12 protein-coding genes are annotated in these 17771 nt (G+C 73.0%); 10 read left to right on the plus strand and 2 right to left on the minus strand.

What is annotated here, in order from left to right; genetic code table 11:
* The first annotated feature begins 36 nt into the window (after positions 1–36).
* The 9 genes from O2W17_RS10030 to O2W17_RS10070 all read left to right on the plus strand — a co-directional run bounded on the left by O2W17_RS10030 (position 37) and on the right by O2W17_RS10070 (position 14780).
* Positions 37–1452, plus strand: a complete 1416-nt coding sequence (locus O2W17_RS10030; protein WP_269192284.1) for an alpha,alpha-trehalose-phosphate synthase (UDP-forming) — start codon at positions 37–39, stop codon at positions 1450–1452.
* A complete protein-coding gene (gene otsB / locus O2W17_RS10035) occupies positions 1449–2186 on the plus strand; it encodes a trehalose-phosphatase (protein WP_269192285.1) in 738 nt (245 codons plus the stop codon). Before O2W17_RS10030 ends, otsB begins: the two co-directional genes overlap by 4 nt.
* A gap of 301 nt (positions 2187–2487) precedes the next feature.
* Positions 2488–4095, plus strand: a complete 1608-nt coding sequence (locus O2W17_RS10040) for a methyl-accepting chemotaxis protein (RefSeq protein WP_269192286.1) — start codon at positions 2488–2490, stop codon at positions 4093–4095.
* Positions 4096–4327: 232 nt separating this feature from the next.
* A complete protein-coding gene (locus tag O2W17_RS10045) occupies positions 4328–5959 on the plus strand; it encodes a methyl-accepting chemotaxis protein (RefSeq protein WP_269192287.1) in 1632 nt (543 codons plus the stop codon).
* A 270-nt stretch (positions 5960–6229) separates the two neighbouring features.
* On the plus strand, positions 6230–7849 hold the full coding sequence (locus O2W17_RS10050; protein WP_269192288.1) for a methyl-accepting chemotaxis protein: 1620 nt from the start codon (positions 6230–6232) through the stop codon (positions 7847–7849).
* A 234-nt stretch (positions 7850–8083) separates the two neighbouring features.
* The gene (locus tag O2W17_RS10055; protein WP_269192289.1) at positions 8084–9697 is read left to right on the plus strand and encodes a methyl-accepting chemotaxis protein; all 1614 of its coding nucleotides are present in this window, start codon (positions 8084–8086) and stop codon (positions 9695–9697) included.
* Between the two features lie 275 nt (positions 9698–9972).
* Positions 9973–11640 (plus strand): methyl-accepting chemotaxis protein, encoded by a 1668-nt coding sequence (locus tag O2W17_RS10060; protein ID WP_269192290.1) that lies wholly within the window; start codon positions 9973–9975, stop codon positions 11638–11640.
* A gap of 157 nt (positions 11641–11797) precedes the next feature.
* Positions 11798–14311: a chemotaxis protein CheA gene (locus O2W17_RS10065; RefSeq protein WP_269192291.1), complete on the plus strand. Its 2514-nt coding sequence runs from the start codon at positions 11798–11800 to the stop codon at positions 14309–14311.
* Between the two features lies 1 nt (position 14312).
* Positions 14313–14780 (plus strand): chemotaxis protein CheW, encoded by a 468-nt coding sequence (locus O2W17_RS10070; RefSeq protein WP_269192292.1) that lies wholly within the window; start codon positions 14313–14315, stop codon positions 14778–14780.
* A gap of 227 nt (positions 14781–15007) precedes the next feature.
* Here O2W17_RS10070 and O2W17_RS10075 read toward each other — a convergent pair whose 3' ends face one another.
* Together O2W17_RS10075 and O2W17_RS10080 are read right to left on the minus strand one after the other, a co-directional pair.
* Positions 15008–16363 carry a sensor histidine kinase gene (locus O2W17_RS10075; RefSeq protein WP_269192293.1) on the minus strand — a complete coding sequence of 452 codons (1356 nt, stop codon included), beginning with the start codon at positions 16361–16363 and terminating at the stop codon, positions 15008–15010.
* Positions 16360–17043: a response regulator transcription factor gene (locus O2W17_RS10080; protein WP_269192294.1), complete on the minus strand. Its 684-nt coding sequence runs from the start codon at positions 17041–17043 to the stop codon at positions 16360–16362. The genes O2W17_RS10075 and O2W17_RS10080 overlap by 4 nt, the downstream gene beginning before the upstream one ends.
* A 136-nt stretch (positions 17044–17179) precedes the next feature.
* Here O2W17_RS10080 and O2W17_RS10085 point away from each other — a divergent pair, with 136 nt between their 5' ends.
* Positions 17180–17596, plus strand: a complete 417-nt coding sequence (locus tag O2W17_RS10085) for a PepSY domain-containing protein (RefSeq protein ID WP_269192295.1) — start codon at positions 17180–17182, stop codon at positions 17594–17596.
* Positions 17597–17771: the final 175 nt, after the last annotated feature.

Raw genomic sequence — 17771 nt, forward strand, 5'->3', positions numbered from 1 at the left:
GCGGGGACGCCGTCCTCTGGATAGGGTCGGGGCGGTATGGCGGAGAACACGGAGGAGAAGGTCGGGGCGGACAGCCCTGTGGTCGTGGTCGCCAACCGGCTGCCGGTCGACCAGGTCACCGATCCCGACGGCAGCACGCGCTGGCAGCGCAGCCCCGGCGGTCTGGTCACCGCGCTGGAGCCGTTCGTCGCCGGGCGCGGCGGCGCGTGGGTCGGCTGGTCCGGCTCGGCCGGCGAGGCGCCGGAGCCCTTCGAGTCCGGCGGGATGTCGCTGATCCCCGTCCCCCTCAGCGAGGACGAGGTCGATCGCTACTACGAGGGCATGTCGAACGCCTCGCTGTGGCCGCTCTACCACGACGTGGTCGAGAAGCCGGAGTACCACCGGGCCTGGTGGGACACCTACGTGCAGGTCAACAAGCGGTTCGCCGAGCGGGCCGCCGCGGTCGCCGCCGAGGGCGCCATCGTCTGGGTGCACGACTACCAGCTCCAGCTCGTGCCGGCCATGCTGCGGCAGAGCCGGCCCGACCTGACCATCGGCTTCTTCCTGCACATCCCCTTCCCGCCGTACGAGCTGTTCACCCAGCTCCCCTGGCGCTCGGCCGTCGTCGAGGGGCTGCTCGGTGCGGACCTGGTCGGCTTCCAGCGCCCGTCCGCGGCGACCAACTTCGTCCAGCTCGCCCGGCGGCTGCACGAGCTCACCTGCCGCCGGAACCAGATCGAGTACGACGGCCGGGTGGTCACCGCCCAGGCCTTCCCGATCTCCATCGACGTCAGCGCCTTCGACGAACTCGCCCGCTCCCCCGAGGTGCTCCGGCGGGCCAAGGAGATCCGCTCCGAGCTGGGCAACCCGAGCAAGATCGTCCTCGGCGTCGACCGGTTGGACTACACGAAGGGCATCGGCGTCCGGCTCAGCGCGTTCGAGGAGCTGCTGGAGGACGGCGCCGTCGAGGCGCCCGACACGGTGCTCGTGCAGGTCGCCACGCCCAGCCGCGAGCGGGTCGAGCACTACGTGCACATGCGCGAGACGATCGAGCAGCAGGTCGGCCACATCAACGGCGTCTACGGCTCGATCACCGGTCCGGCCGTGCACTACTTCAACCAGTCGATGCCGCGCGAGGAGCTGGCCGCCCTCTACCGCGCCGCCGACGTCATGCTCGTGACCCCGTACCGCGACGGCATGAACCTGGTGGCGAAGGAGTACGTCGCCGCGCGGGGCGACCTCGGCGGCGCGCTGGTGCTCTCCGAGTTCGCAGGCGCCGCGGCAGAGCTGCGGCAGGCCTTCCTGGTGAACCCGCACGACATCACCGGGGTCAAGAACCAGCTGGTCCGGGCGCTTCGGATCGAGCCGGCCGAGGCGGCCAAGCGGATGCGGGCCATGCGTCGGCACCTGTTCAAGAACGACCTCGAGCACTGGGCCGGCTCGTTCTTCGACGCCCTGAAGAGGCAGGCATGACCTCCCCCCTCCCGGACGACGTGCTGGCCGCCCTGGCCGGACGCCGGCCGTTGCTGGTTGCCAGCGACTACGACGGCGTCCTCGCCCGGCTGCGCGACGACCCCGCCGCAGCCGTCCCCGAGCCTGGCGTGGCCGAGGCGCTGGCCCGGCTGGCCGCGGTCGAGGGCGTGACCGTGGCCCTGGTCAGCGGCCGCGGCGCCGACGACCTGCGCCGGACCAGCGGCTTCGAGGGCGACTTCCGCTGGATCGGGAGCCACGGCGCGGAGTTCGACGGACCCCTCACCGGGGACGACGCCGGTCGGCGCGACGAGCTGGCGCGGCTGCTGGCCCCGCTCGTCGAGCGCACGCCTGGCGCGCGGCTGGAGGTCAAGCCGGCCAGCGTGGCGGTGCATGTCCGACAGGTCGCCGATCGCGACCGGGGTGCCGCCCTGCTCGCAGAGGCCCGCAAGGTGGCAGATCCGTCACTGACGATGAAGCCGGGCAAGGACGTGCTCGAGATCGCCGTCACCGATGCGGACAAGGGCAGCGCGCTGCGGCGGCTGGTCGAGGAGCTGGGTGCGGCCGCAGCGGTCTACCTGGGCGACGACGTCACCGACGAGGACGGGTTCCGGGCCCTGGGGCCCGATGACGTGACGGTCAAGGTAGGCGAGGGCGAGACGGCCGCCCGCTACCGGGTCGCCGACCCGGAGGCCGCGGTCGGCCTGCTCCGCACCCTGGCCGACCGGCTGGCCTGAGGCGGCGCCTCCGCGTGTCCCGCGGCGCCCCGGAGTGACCGTCGCGACCGGTGGTGATCGGCGGCTCCTGGATGTCGACATCCCGGGAATGCGCTGCGCCGGGCCGGGACGATGGTCAGCCGCCCGCCCGCTGACCATTCCTTCGGTGTCGACACGTCGCCCGCAGGAATGTGCTGACCGGCAGGTCGCATAACGATCATTCCCAGCAGGTTTCGGGAACGTACGCGTCCATCGCTGGAGTGACAACAATGACCGTGTCGCCACACCCGGTGGCTCAGTCGACACCTCCTGGATGGTCCCCGTGCGCACACCTCCCCCCTCCCCCGTCGCCCCGCGGCGTGCCGGGTGGTTCGCCGACCGCCGCCTCGGCACGAAGTTCGGCATCCTGATCGGTGTCGTCGTCACCGCGTTCGCGGGGCTGCTGTCCGCGATGCTGCTCGGCAACGCCGCGGTGCGCGACGCGAACACGGAGGTGCAGCGGCTCAACCAGGCCCAGGAGCTGGTGCTGCAGCTGGACACCCGGGCCAGCGAGCTGAAGGTCGACGGCTTCAAGACGCTCGTGCGGGCGGACCCCCAGGCCCAGCTCGCTGAGCTCGCCGATGACATCGCCACGCCCGAGGGCATGCTGGCCGAGCTCGCGACGGTCCCGCTCACCGGTCGGGCGGCCGACTCGGTGGCCGGCCTGTCCGGCAGCTTCGAGGACTACACCGACGCCATCACCGCCTGGGTCGACCTGGCCGTGGCCGACCCGGTCGGCATGCGGGCGCGCTGGGAGGAGATCCAGGCGGCCAACGACCTGACCGACGGCGCCGTGAGCGAGGCCAAGGACGTGCTGGCGGCCGAGAGCGACGCCGCGCAGGTGCGGCTCGACGACGCGCTCGCGAAGGCAGCGGTCACGGCGCAGATCGCGGCCGCCGTCGGGATCCTGGTGATCATCGGGATCAGCGTGCTGACGCTGCGCTCGGTCACCCGGCCGGTCCAGCGGGTCAAGGAGTCGCTCGAGGCGCTGGCCCAGGGCGACCTGACCGTGGCCACCGGGGTGACGTCCCGCGACGAGGTCGGCCAGATGGCGGCCTCCCTCGACGTGGCCCGCACGAGCCTGCGGGGCGTGCTGTCCTCGGTCGCCGACTCGGCCACCGCCGTGGCGGCGTCGTCGGAGGAGCTGAGCGCCTCCTCGGCGCAGATCGCGGCGTCGGCGGAGGAGACCTCCACGCAGTCCGGGGTCGTGGCCGGGGCGGCCGAGGAGGTCTCGCGCAGCGTGGAGACCGTCGCGGCCGGTGCCGAGCAGATGGGTGCCTCGATCCGCGAGATCGCCAGCAACGCCGCGGAGGCCAGCGAGGTCGCCTCCCGCGCCGTGGTTGCCGCCGCCACCACCACCGCCACGGTCGCCAAGCTGGGGGAGTCCTCGGCGGAGATCGGCAACGTCGTCAAGGTGATCACGAGCATCGCGGAGCAGACCAACCTGCTGGCGCTGAACGCCACGATCGAGGCGGCCCGCGCCGGGGAGGCCGGCAAGGGCTTCGCGGTGGTCGCCAACGAGGTCAAGGAGCTGGCCCAGGAGACGGCGAAGGCCACCGAGGACATCGCCAGGCGCGTGCTGGCGATCCAGGGGGACACGACGGCGGCGGTGACCGCGATCGAGGAGATCTCCTCGATCGTCGCGCAGATCTCCGACCGGCAGACCACGATCGCGAGTGCGGTGGAGGAGCAGACGGCGACCACCAGCGAGATGTCGCGCTCGGTGACCGAGGCCGCCGGCGGGACGACCGAGATCGCCGCCAACATCACCGGCGTCTCCTCCGCGGCCGACTCCACCACCCAGGCCCTCACCCAGACCCGCGTCGCGGTGGACGAGCTGTCCCGGATGGCGGCGGACCTGCGCACCACGGTGGGGAGCTTCGTCTACTGATCTCCGGCGACGCGTGCGTCGCATCCACGGGACGACGAGGGGCGCCCGGCCGACCGGCCGGTCGCCCCTCTCGCATTTCCAGCGTCGACCGGTCGATAAATCGTCCCGCCGGGAAATGGTCGTCCGTCGTTCTCGCCCGAAAATTCCGACACGGATACCTCAGCGCTGAAACAACTGCTCGGAATGGTGATGATCAGCGGGATCCACCGGCTGAGCAAGGGATGGCACGAGCATGTCCGCATTACGGCACGACGTCCGACCGAGGCACTGGTACCGCGACCGGGGGATAGCCACCCGGATCCTCGCCGTCAGCGCGGCCCTCCTGATGGGCACGATCGCCGCCACCGTCACCGGGATCACCGGCACCCAGCGCGTGGCCGATCTCCATGCCGAGGCGAGGGACGCCGTCGCGGCCCAGCGGGCCGTGGAGGCGGCCCGCTACGACCTGCTGTGGGCGGCGAACTGGCAGAACATCACCGCCTGGAAGGCCCGGGTCGACGGAGGAGCGGTCGCCGCGGCCGCCGACGGCGACAACGTGGCCGCCTACCGCGACGGCGCCGCCGGCTTCGAAACCCTCTTCGACCTCGACCGCGACCAGCTGGACGCCGAGGCCGAGGCCAGCCTCGAGGTGATCGAGCAGAACTGGGCGCTGATGAGCGGCTACAACGACCAGATCTTCCTGCTGTGGCAGCAGGGGCGCCTGGACGAGGGCGACGCGCTCTCCCAGGGCGAGAAGTGGGACGTCTTCTACGTGCTCGACCAGGCGATGGTGGAGCTGGTCGCGTCGGTCGACGCCCGGGTCGCGGCGACGGAGGCGGCCGTCGCCGATGCCCGCACCGGGACGCGGGTGGTCTCGGTGGTGGTCTTCGCGATCGCCTTCCTGGTCGGCGGGGCGCTGGCCTGGTTCGTGTCCCGCGGCATCGTCCGTGGTGTCCGCGACGTGAGGACCGGGCTCGAGCGGCTGGCGGCCAACGACCTGACCGTCCGGCTGCCGGTCCGTGGACGGGACGAGGTCGGCGAGATGGCGGCGGCGCTCAACACCGCCGCGGCGGCGATGTCCACCGCGGTGACCGAGATCGTCGCCTCGGCGGATGCGGTGGCCGCGTCCTCGGAGGAGCTGAGCGCCTCGTCGCAGCAGATCGCCGGGTCGGCGGAGGAGACCAGCGCGCAGTCGGGTGTGGTCGCCGGGGCGGCCGAAGAGGTCTCGCGCAGCGTCGCGACGGTGGCCGCCGGCGCCGAGCAGATGGGTGCCTCGATCCGCGAGATCGCGCAGAACGCCGCTGAGGCCAGCGAGGTCGCCGGTCGCGCGGTGACCGCGGCAGCCACCACGACGGCGACCGTGGCGAAGCTGGGGGAGTCCTCGGCGGAGATCGGCAACGTCGTCAAGGTCATCACCTCGATCGCGGAGCAGACCAACCTGCTGGCGCTGAACGCGACCATCGAGGCGGCGCGGGCCGGGGAGGCCGGCAAGGGCTTCGCAGTGGTCGCCAACGAGGTGAAGGAGCTGGCGCAGGAGACGGCGAAGGCCACCGAGGACATCGCCCGCCGGGTGCAGGCGATCCAGGGCGACACCACCGCGGCGGTCGCCGCGATCGGGGAGATCTCGCAGATCGTCGCGCAGATCTCCGACCGGCAGACCACCATCGCGAGTGCGGTGGAGGAGCAGACGGCGACCACCAACGAGATGTCCCGCTCGGTCCAGGAGGCCGCCGACGGCACCGGCCAGATCGCCGCCAACATCACCGGCGTCTCCTCGGCGGCGGACTCGACCACGAGGGCGCTGACGCAGACCCGCTCCGCCGTCGACGAGCTGTCCCGGATGGCCGCCGACCTGCGCACCAGCGTCGGGAGGTTCACCTACTGACGGCAGGACTGGGGCCGGGCGCCGCGGGGAACCGTTTCCCGCGGCGCCCGGTCCTGCTTTTCCCGACCATTCTGGCGGACCGCGCATGTCGACATGCCGACGCAAAGCATGCGGTCACCGACCATTCTTCGAAACGTGTTCGGACACGCTCGCCGGAATGGCGCGGATCGTTGCCGGACAGGCCATTCTCCTGCTGCGACACCACGTGTCGCAGCAGAGAGCAGCCCGCGCCGTCCGACCTCGAGCGACGGCAGACACAGGAGACCGAACATGACCGTCCCATCAGCCCCGGCCCGGCGCCGGACCTCCCTGGGTTCCTGGTTCGCCGACCGGCCGGTCGGCGTGCGGATCGGGGCGGCCGTCGCGGTCCTCGGCGTCGTGGTCGTGGGCACCAACGCCCTGGCCGTCACGCGGATCGACGAGATGCACGAGGGGCAGGAGGCCATCTACACCGAGAACCTCCAGCCGCTCAACGCTCTCTCCGAGGTGCAGCGGGCACACGCGGCCCACCGCGCGCGGACCCTCGAGTACGCGGTCTCCTCCCCGGAGCGGCGTGCCGAGCTGATCGGCGAGATGGAGGAGAAGAACGTCGACCTGCAGGCGGGGCTCGACGCGTACGAGCCGTTCGTCGTCGCCCCGGCGAGCATGGAGCTGTTCACCGAGACGCGCGAGGAGTTCCTCGGGCTGCTCACCACGCAGCTGTTCCCGGCGGCCGACCGCGGCGACCTCGCCGCCTTCGCGCAGGTCCAGTCCGAGCAGCTGCAGCCGCTGCTCCAGATCATGGCCGACGAGCTCGAGACCGAGGGCGTCGCCCAGTCCGCCGAGGCCGCCGCCCGCAACGCCGAGGCCGCGGACCAGGCCTCGGCGGCGATCACCACGCTGATCGTCGTCGCGCTGACCTCCATCGTGGTGGCTGCCGGGCTGACCGCCCTGGTCGTCCGGCGGATCACCCGCACCGTGCGCGCCGTGCAGCGCGTCGCCGACGGCATGGCCGCCGGCGACCTCACGGTGGCCTCCGGTGTCACGTCGCAGGACGAGCTGGGCCGGATGGCCGCGTCGATGGATTCGGCGCGGGAGAGCCTGCGGTCGGTGCTGTCGTCGGTGGTCATGTCGGCCGACGCGGTGGCCGCCAGCAGCGAGGAGCTGTCGGCGTCCTCGTCGCAGATCTCGGCGTCGGCGGACGAGACGTCGGCCCAGTCCGGGGTGGTGGCCTCGGCGGCCGACGAGGTGTCGCGGAACGTGCAGACGGTGGCCGCCGGTGCCGAGCAGATGGGTGCCTCGATCCGCGAGATCGCGTCGAACGCGGCGGAGGCCTCGGAGGTGGCGGCGCGTGCGGTGACCGCTGCGGAGACCACGACCGCCACGGTCGCGAAGCTGGGGGAGTCCTCGGCGGAGATCGGCAACGTCGTCAAGGTCATCACCTCGATCGCGGAGCAGACGAACCTGCTGGCGCTCAACGCCACGATCGAGGCGGCCCGCGCAGGCGAGGCCGGCAAGGGCTTCGCGGTGGTCGCCAACGAGGTCAAGGAGCTGGCGCAGGAGACGGCGAAGGCCACCGAGGACATCGCCCGCCGGGTGCAGGCGATCCAGGGCGACACCACCGCGGCGGTCGCCGCGATCGGGGAGATCTCGCAGATCGTCGCGCAGATCTCCGACCGGCAGACCACCATCGCGAGTGCGGTGGAGGAGCAGACCGCGACCACCAACGAGATGTCCCGCTCGGTCCAGGAGGCCGCCGACGGCACCGGCCAGATCGCCGCGAACATCTCCGGTGTCTCCTCCGCCGCCGGCTCGACCACCCAGGCGCTCGGCCAGACCCGCACCGCCGTCGACGAGCTGTCCCGGATGGCGGCGGACCTGCGCACCACGGTGGGTCGCTTCCACTACTGATCGCACCCAGCCCCGCCGCGCGCGCCGGTGGTGACCGTTTCCCGGTCACCACCGGCGTTCGCGCATTCTGCGGCCGACTGCCGGAATGGCTGCATGTCGACACGGGAAATGCGGTCACCGCCCTTTCTCGCGGGAAGTGCGCGACACGCCGCAGTTCCGGACTATCTCGGTCCGTAGACCTTTTATGTTCTCGCCGTCGCCACCCCGCACGAATCCCTTTCCTGGAGAACCCCGATGACCGTTCCCGCACACAGCACCCGCTCCGGGCGGGCAGGCTGGTTCACCGATCGCCCGGTCGGCGTGAAGATCGGCGCCGCCCTGGCGGTGCTGGCGATCGTCGCGCTCGCTCTCACCGGCCTGGCCGTCCAGCGGATCGGCACCCTGGCCGACGCCGGCGACACCCTCTACGAGGACTCCATCGTCCCCCTGAACAAGCTCGGCGAGGCGCAGCGCACCTGGCAGGGCGAGCGGGCGCGCAACAACATGTACGGCTTCATCGACGACGCCACGCGCGCCGAGCTGCGGGGGGACCTGGCCGAGCGCCGGGTGGAGTTCCTCGAGCAGATCGACGCCTACGTCGCCACGCTGAACGACCCGGCCGACTTCGCGCCGATGCAGGAGGCCATCGACGCCTACATCGCCGTCGCGGACACGCAGCTGTACCCCCCGGCCGACGCCGGGAACCGGGACGTCGTGCAGGGCGTCGTCACCGGCCCGCTGGCCGAGACGGGGCGTGCGCTGTCCGACGCCTTCGGCGCCGAGCAGGAGCGCCAGGCCGCCGATGCGCAGGCCGACGCGGCCGCCGGCCAGGACCTCGCCGCGACGGCGACCGTCACCCTGTGGATCGCCCTCGCCGCCGGCATCGGTGCCGCAGCCGTGCTGGCGGTCCTCGTGGTGCGGCAGATCGTCGCCACGGTGCGGTCGGTGCAGAAGTCGGTGGACGCCCTCGCGGCCGGCGACCTCACCGTCACCCCGGACGTGCGCTCGCACGACGAGCTGGGCCGGATGGCGGCCTCGCTCGGGACCGCCCAGGAGAGCCTGCGGACCGTGCTGGGCACGGTGGCGGCGTCGGCGGACGCGGTTGCCGCCTCCTCGGAGGAGCTGTCGGCGTCCTCTGCGCAGATCTCGGCGGGTGCCGAGGAGACCAGTGCGCAGTCGGGCGTGGTGTCCGGGGCGGCGGAGGAGGTCTCGCGCAGCGTGCAGACCGTCGCCGCGGGTGCCGAGCAGATGGGCGCCAGCATCCGGGAGATCGCGAGCAATGCGAACGAGGCGGCGCGGGTGGCCTCTGCGGCGGTGAGCGAGGCGGAGACGACGACGGCCACCATCACGAAGCTGGGCGAGTCCAGCAAGGAGATCGGTGACGTGGTGAAGGTGATCACCTCGATCGCGGAGCAGACGAACCTGCTGGCGCTGAATGCGACCATCGAGGCGGCGCGGGCCGGGGAGGCCGGCAAGGGCTTCGCGGTGGTCGCCAACGAGGTGAAGGAGCTGGCGCAGGAGACGGCGAAGGCGACCGAGGACATCGCCCGGCGGGTGGAGGCGATCCAGGGCGACACCGGTGGTGCGGTGGCCGCGATCGGGCGGATCAGCGCGGTGATCGCCCAGATCAACGACTACCAGACCACCATCGCCTCGGCGGTGGAGGAGCAGACGGCCACGACCAGCGAGATGTCGCGGTCGGTCCAGGAGGCCGCCGGTGGCACGACGCAGATCGCGGAGAACATCTCCGGGGTCTCCACCGCCGCGGACTCCACCACCCAGGCGCTGACCCAGACGCGCACCGCCGTGGACGAGCTGTCCCGCATGGCGGCGGACCTGCGCACCACGGTGGGGCAGTTCACCTACTGATCCCGCGCCGCCGAACGCCGGTGGTGACCGTTTCCCGGTCACCACCGGCGTTCGCATCTCTGCAGGTGGCAATTGCCGGAATGGCGGTATGTCGACAGCGGAGATGCGGTCGCCGGCCTTTCGCGCGGGGGCGCCCGACACGCCGCCGTTCCGGCCGTTCCGGGACCATTCACCTCCTATGTTTCTGCCTGTTCCCACCGCGCAAGGACGTCCCGCATCTTCGTCGGGCGAGATCCGGTGCGCGCTCTTCCCCCGTCACCACCTGGAGCACCGTCATGAGCGCAGCCGCCCGTCCGACCGCCCCCCGGGACCGTCGCAGCCCCGAGCCGACCGCCGGCCGCAGCACCGGCGCGCTGGCCTGGTGGGGCGACCGCTCGGTGAAGACCAAGGTGCTCAGCGCCGTCACCGTCACCGCGGTGGTTGCCGGGGGCATCGGCGCCCTCGGCATCTCCGGCATGAGCGCGGCCGCCGACGACGCCGAGAGCCTGTACGGGAACAACCTGCAGGGCGCCGTCCGCGCTGCGGAGCTGGAGGGGCTGCTCAGTGACGCGCGGGTGACCACCCGGGATGCGCTCATCGTCGAGACGCCTGCGCAGACCCAGCAGACGTTCGATCAGGCCGCGGAGCACGTGGCGCAGTTCCTCGAGGTGGTCGAGCAGTACCGGGCCGGGACCACGAACGCCGACAAGCTCGCCATGGCCGACGAGATCAGCGGCGACATCCGGGAGTACCTCGACCTCCAGACCACGGTGCTCGCACCCCTCGCCGTCGCCGGGAACGTGCGCGGGTGGGACGTCGCCAACCAGGCCCAGGTCAGCCCGCTCGTCGAAGAGCTGGAGGTCGACCTCCAGGAGCTGCGGGACTGGGAGCTGGAGGAGGCGGCCGCCGCCAGCGCCGAGGTCCGGGCCAGTTACGAATCGCGGCGCACCCTGACCATCGCCGTCATCGTCGCCGGCATCCTCGCCGCCCTCGGCCTGGGCCTCGGGGTCGCCACCGGCATCGCCCGCTCCAGCCACAGGGTGCAGGACGTCGCGGCCGGGCTGGCCGCCGGTGACCTGACCCGCTCCACCGGCCTCACCTCGAAGGACGAGATGGGCCGCATGGGCCGGGCTCTCGACGAGGCCGTGGGCAACCTCCGGACGGTGCTGGGCACGGTGGCGGCCTCGGCGGATGCCGTGGCGGCGAGCAGCGAGGAGCTGTCGGCGTCCTCGTCGCAGATCTCGGCGTCGGCGGAGGAGACCAGCGCCCAGTCGGGTGTGGTCTCCGGGGCGGCCGAGGAGGTCTCGCGCAGCGTGCAGACGGTGGCCGCCGGTGCCGAGCAGATGGGTGCCTCGATCCGCGAGATCGCGTCGAACGCGGCGGAGGCCTCGGAGGTGGCGGCGCGTGCGGTGACCGCTGCGGAGACCACGACCGCCACGGTCGCGAAGCTGGGGGAGTCCTCGGCGGAGATCGGCAACGTCGTCAAGGTCATCACCTCGATCGCGGAGCAGACCAACCTGCTGGCGCTGAACGCCACGATCGAGGCGGCCCGCGCGGGCGAGGCCGGCAAGGGCTTCGCGGTGGTCGCCAACGAGGTCAAGGAGCTGGCGCAGGAGACGGCGAAGGCCACCGAGGACATCGCCCGCCGGGTGCAGGCGATCCAGGGCGACACCACCGCGGCGGTCGCCGCGATCGGGGAGATCTCGCAGATCGTCGCGCAGATCTCCGACCGGCAGACCACCATCGCCTCCGCGGTGGAGGAGCAGACGGCGACCACCAACGAGATGTCCCGCTCGGTCCAGGAGGCCGCCGACGGCACCGGCCAGATCGCCGCGAACATCTCCGGTGTCTCCTCGGCCGCGGACTCCACCACCCAGGCGCTGACCCAGACCCGCACCGCTGTCGACGAGCTGTCCCGGATGGCGGCGGACCTGCGCACCACGGTGGGCCAGTTCTCCTACTGACCCCGGCGTCCGCCGGCCGGGTGGTCGGTCGCGGACGACGGGCTGCCGATAACACGACTGCGATCCCCGCCGGCGGGTTCACCTTGACTCCGCCGGCGGGCCGCCGATGACCCAGCGGGGCCGACCGTGCCCCGTCGCAACCAGAGAGAAGGCAACAGTGGACGGTCTGGACGACATCGTCGAGGAGTTCCTGGTCGAGAGCCACGAGAACCTCGACCAGCTCGACACGGACCTGGTGGCCCTCGAGCAGGAGCCGAACTCCCGCGAGCGGCTGTCGAGCATCTTCCGGACCATCCACACCATCAAGGGCACCAGCGGCTTCCTGGCCTTCAACCGGCTGGAGGAGGTCACCCACGTCGGCGAGAACATGTTGTCCCGGCTGCGGGACGGCGAGCTCGCCCTGACGCCGACCCGGACCAGCGTCCTGCTGCAGATGGTCGACACCGTCCGGGCCCTGCTGACCTCCATCGAGGCCAGCGGCGGCGAGGGCTCGGTGGATGTCTCCGCCGTCGTCGCCGACATCAGCGCCGCCATGGAGGACGGCCCGGTCGCGGACGCCGCCCCGGCGCCGGAAGCCCCGGCTGCCGTCGAGGTCCCGGTCGCCGTCGAGGTCCCGGCCGCCGTCGCGGCTCCGGCCGCCCCGGCACCGGCCGCGAGGAAGGTGCCGGCTCCGAGGAAGGCGCCTGCTGCGAGGAAGGCGCCTGCTGCGAGGAAGGCGCCTGCGGCCCCCGCCGCCCCGAAGGCGCCGGCCAGGCGCGCCGGCCGCGCCAAGGCCGCCCCCGCCCCCGCCCCCGCCCCCGTCGTCGTCATCGACGTCGAGGAGCTGCACGTCGACCTGCCCGAGGAGCCGGTGATCCCGGCCCCCGTCGCCGAGGAGCACCCGGTGCCCGAGCCCACCGTCGCGGACCACCCGGAAGGGGAGGCAGTGCCGGCCGACGCCGCCGGCGGTCAGGTCCGCCGCGCCGTCGCGGACAGCACCATCCGCGTCGACGTCGACCTGCTCGACGAGCTCATGCTCCTCGTCGGCGAGCTGGTGCTCACCCGCAACCAGATCGTGCAGAACGTCGCGCGGCAGACCGACACCGACCTGATCCGCGCCTCCCAGCGGCTGAACCTCATCGCCAGCGAGCTGCAGGAAGGCGTCATGAAGACGCGCATGCAGCCCATCGACCACATCTGGTCCAAGCTGCCGCGCGTCGTCCGCGACCTCGGCCTGCAGCTGAAGAAGTCGATCCGTCTGGACATGGAGGGCCGGGACACCGAGCTCGACAAGACCCTCCTCGAGGCGGTCAAGGACCCGCTGACCCACCTGGTCCGGAACTCCGTCGACCACGGCATCGAGGCACCCGAGGACCGCAGGCGAGCCGGCAAGCCCGCCGAGGGCGTCCTCACCCTCCGCGCGCGGCACGAGAGCGGCCAGGTCGTGGTCGAGGTGGCCGACGACGGCGCCGGTATCGACCCGGTCAAGCTCGGCGCCAAGGCGGTCCAGCGCGGGCTGCTCACCCAGGACGCGCTGTCCCGGATGAGCCCGGCCGACATCCTGCAGCTGATCTTCCTGCCCGGCTTCTCCACCGCCGCGGCGGTCACCAACGTCTCCGGCCGCGGTGTCGGCATGGACGTCGTCAAGACCAACATCGAGTCCATCGGCGGCACGATCGAGGTCGAGTCCGACGCGGGGGTGGGCACCGTCTGCCGGCTGCGCATCCCGCTGACGCTGGCGATCGTGCCGGCGCTGACCGTGGAGTGCGCCACCGACCGCTACGCCATCCCGCAGATCAGCCTGCAGGAGCTCGTCAGCCTGGACGCCGAGAAGGCCGTCAACGCCGTCGAGGAGGTCGGCGGGGCGCAGGTCTACCGGCTCCGCGGCGAGCTGCTCCCGCTGGTCCGGCTCACCGACGTCCTCGGCCTCACCTCCGAGCGGCACGACGGGCACGTCGTCATCGCCGTCCTGCGCTCCGAGGGCCGGCGCTTCGGCCTGGTCGTGGACCGGGTCATCAACACCGAGGAGATCGTCGTCAAGGCCGTCGGCGGCCAGCTCAAGGCGATCGGCCTGTACTCCGGGGCGACCGTCCTCGGCGACGGCACCGTGGCGCTGATCCTCGACGTGCAGGCGCTCGCCCGCCGCGCCCTGCGCACGGAGACCACCGACCGCCAGGAGGCCCGCGCGGGCTCGCTGCAGATCGCGGCCGCAGAGACCGAGCGGCAGCGGATGCTGCTGGCCGCCATCGGCGGCGGCCGCCGGGTGGCCATCCCGCTCGACACCGTCACCCGCCTCGAGCAGGTGCGCACCGAGTCGGTGGAGAAGGTCGGCAACCGGGAGGTCGTCCAGTACCGCGGGGCGATCCTGCCGATCGTCCGGCTCGACCGGCACCTGGGCGCCTACGGCGAGTCCGACCGCGAGGTGCTCGAGGTCATCGTCTACGCCGACCACGGTCGCAGCGTCGCCATCGTCGTCGAGGAGATCCTCGACATCGTCGACGGCGAGGCCGCGGTGCGCAGCGACATCGACGACATGGGCCTGCTCGGCTCCGCCGTCCTCGGCGACCGCGTGACCGAGCTGCTCGACGTCCGCGCCGCGATCCTGGCGGCCGACCCGCAGTTCTACTCGGCTCCCTCTGCTGCCCTCTCCTCGGCGCCGTCCGGCGTCGCCGACTCCCTGCTGGAGGTCTGACGTGACCGCTCCGACCGGTGCCCTGTCCACCAAGGGCTCAGCCCCCGCGACCAGCGGCCAGCTGGCCACCTTCCGGCTGGACGGCGACCTGTACGGCATCGAGGTCGAGCACGTGCAGGAGGTGCTGCGCAGCCAGCAGCTCACCCGCGTGCCGCTCGCGCCGACGGCCGTCGCCGGCCTGATCAACCTGCGGGGCCAGGTGGTCACCGCGATCGAGTTGCGCGAGCGGCTCGGCCGGCCGCCCCGCCCCGAGGGCACCGACCCCGTCGTCATCGTCGTCCGGCTGCACGGCGAGGCCGTGAGCATGCTGGTCGACTCCATCGCCGACGTGGTCGACGTGGACGCCGGTGACTTCGAGGCGCCGCCGGACACGCTCGAGGGCCAGGCCCGCGACCTCATCCGCGGCGCGTACAAGCTCGACGGGAAGCTGCTGCTGGCCCTGGACGTCCAGAGGGCCGTCAGCGCCTAGCGCTCTGTCGTCCTCCGGACGACACCGCGGCCAGGTGCCGTCCCCGGGTGGGCGGAGCGCGTCCGCCGCGCCTGCGCGGACCCTCCGGGCCCACTCGGCACGACACCGCGGCCAGGTGCCGTCCCCGGTCCGGCGGAGCGCGTCCGTCGGGCCTGCGCGGACCCTCCGGGCCCACTCGGCACGACCAGGCGACAGCAGAGCGGCGGGGAGGGATGCCTCCCCGCCGCTCAGCCGTCTCCGGGGCCGAGGGCGAGGGTCACCGCGAGGCCGCCGTCGGGAGCGTTCACCGCGGTCACCCGGCCGCCGTGCGCGGTGGCGACTGCGGCGACGATGGCCAGCCCCAGCCCGGCGCCACCCCGTTCGTGCCGGGCGTCGTCGACCCGGCTGAAGCGGTCGAACAGCAGTGGCAACCGGTCCGCCGGGACGCCGGGGCCGGTGTCCCGGACGGCGATCTCAGCGCTCTCCGCACCGGTGTCGCGCACCTCGACGGTCACGGCCCCGCCGTCGGGCGTGTGGCGCAGCGCGTTGTCGACGAGGTTCGCCACCGCCCGCTCCACGCCCACCGCGTCGGCGCGCACCACCGCGGCTCCGGTGGCCCCCAGCCGCACCCGCCGCCGCGCCGCGAGCGTGCCGAAGCGGGCGACCACCCGGGCGACGAGCTCGTCCAGGTCCAGCGGCCGGGAGGCCTCCAGGTGACCGCTGTCGGCGCGGGCGAGCAGCAGCAGGTCGTCGACCAGGCCGGAGAGCCGGCCGGCCTCGGCCAGGGCGGTGTCCAGGCCCCGGCGGACCGTCCCGTCGGGTGAGCGGTCGCGGGCCAGCTCCACCTCCGCGGTGAGGATCGCCAGCGGCGTCCGCAGCTCGTGGCTGGAGTCAGCGGTGAACGACCGCTCCCGCGCCACCGCGGCCGCAAGCCGGTCGAGCAGGCCGTTGAGGGTGAGCACGAGGCGGCCGACCTCGTCCATGCGTGCGGGCGGGGACAACCGGCGGGAGAGGTCCGCTCCGCTGAGAGCCAGCGCCTCGTCGGTCGCCCGCCGGACAGGCGCGAGCCCGCGGCGGGCGATGCCGTACCCGAGGAACCCGGCGAGGACGGTGGCCAGGCCGGCGGCCGGCACGAACCCGGCGACGAAGGCCTCCTGCGCGTCGGACACCTCCTCGAGCTCGGTGGCCACGACGGCGACCGCGGCCCCGTACGGGACGGCGAGCACCCGCAGCCGCTCCCCGTCCGCGCGCACCGTCCGCAGCACCGGCTCGCCGTCCCGGGCCCGGGCGAGGTCGTCGGCGCCCAGCAGCGGCCGGTCGGCCACGTCGTCCCCGGCCGCCCCGACCACGCGCCCGCCGTCGACGACCTGCACGGTGCGGTCGGCGAGGTCGAGCCCGAGGCCGTCCTCGTCGACGTCCCGGCCGACCAGGTCCGCAGGCAGGGCCGCCGCGAGATCGGTGAGCCGCTGGTCGACGCCTTCGCGCAGGGCGGCGCCGAGCAGCACGTGCACCACCACCCCGACGAGCACCAGCAGCCCGGCGAGCGAGGCCGCCGACAGCATCGCCAGCCGGACGCTGATCGGCAGCCGGGAGGCGGCTCTCACGGGCGGGGGTCCGGGCACGCCACCCGGTAGCCCGAACCCCGCACGGTCTGCACCAGGTCCAGGCCGAACCGGCGGTCGATCTTGTCGCGGAGGTACTTCACGTAGACGTCGACCACGTTCGACTGGCCGTCGTAGTCGTGCCCCCAGACGTGCTCGAGGATCTGCGCCCGCGACAGCACGTGCCCGGGGTGCCGCAGCAGGAACTCCAGCAGGGTGAACTCGCGGCGGGAGAGCTCCACCACCTGGTCGGAGCAGCGCACCACCCGGGCCGCCGGGTCCAGGGAGAGCGGTCCGCAGCCGAGCACCGACGGGCGTGGCGGGGCCCCGCGGCGGTGCAGGGCGCGCAACCGGCCGAGCAGCTCGGTGAACGCGAACGGCTTGACCAGGTAGTCGTCGGCTCCGGCGTCCAGGCCGTGCACCCGGTCGGGCACGGCGTCCCGGGCGGTGAGCATGAGCACCGGCGTCCACACCTGCCTGGCGCGCAGGCCTGCGCAGACGGCGAACCCGTCCATGCCGGGGAGCATCACGTCGAGCACGACCGCGTCGTAGCTCCCGGACGTGGCGCGGGCGAGCCCGGCCGGCCCGTCGGCGACGGCGTCCACGGCGTGCCCGGCCTCGGTCAGGCCGCGCACCAGGACGTCCCGCATGTTGCCGTGGTCCTCGACGACCAGCACCCGCATGACCGCGAGCGTGGCACGACCGGATGAGGGGACGGTGAGAGCGGCGCTCAGCTGCGGCTCATCGAATCCTCATCCGGCGCGGGCACCGTGGTGGACGAGCCCGGCACCAGGCCGGGCCGTCGGAGGAGGAGACCTCATGCGCATCGGCAAGCGAACCGCCGTCATAACCGCGAGCACCGCCGTCGTCCTGGCCGCGGCCGGCGGGGTGGCCGTCGCCACCGTCGGGGGAGAGGACGGGGACGACCTGACCCGCCCGGGCACCGTGGCCGTCGACGGGGCCACGCTGCCCGAGGACGACGTCGCCGAGCGGGAAGCGCTCGCGGAACTCGCCACCGTCGCCGAGGACGACGCCGCCGAGGCCGCGGTGGAGTCCCTGGGCGGGGGAGAGGTGCTCGGTGCCGAGCTCGAGGACGAGGACGGGTACGTGGTCTGGGAGATCGAGGTGCGCGCCGACGACGGCACCGTGCACGAGGTGACCGTCGATGCCGGGGACGCCGCCGTGCTCGGTACCGAGGTGGAGGACGACGACGACGACGACGGCGACATCGACTGAGCCGGGACCCCGGGTAGCGATCGGTCACCGAGGGTTACCTATCGCTGACGGTGCACCCTGCGACACGCGCAGTAGGCGGAACCCGGCTCCAGCGATCGGGTGACGTGCGCATGGCGCTTCGCCGGTCGGGCAGTCAGCATGGGTCGTCCTGTTCCCGGCTGCCGCGGAGGCCCTG

Source organism: Blastococcus sp. VKM Ac-2987, from assembly GCF_026967805.1.
In the GTDB taxonomy this organism is placed as follows: domain Bacteria; phylum Actinomycetota; class Actinomycetes; order Mycobacteriales; family Geodermatophilaceae; genus Blastococcus.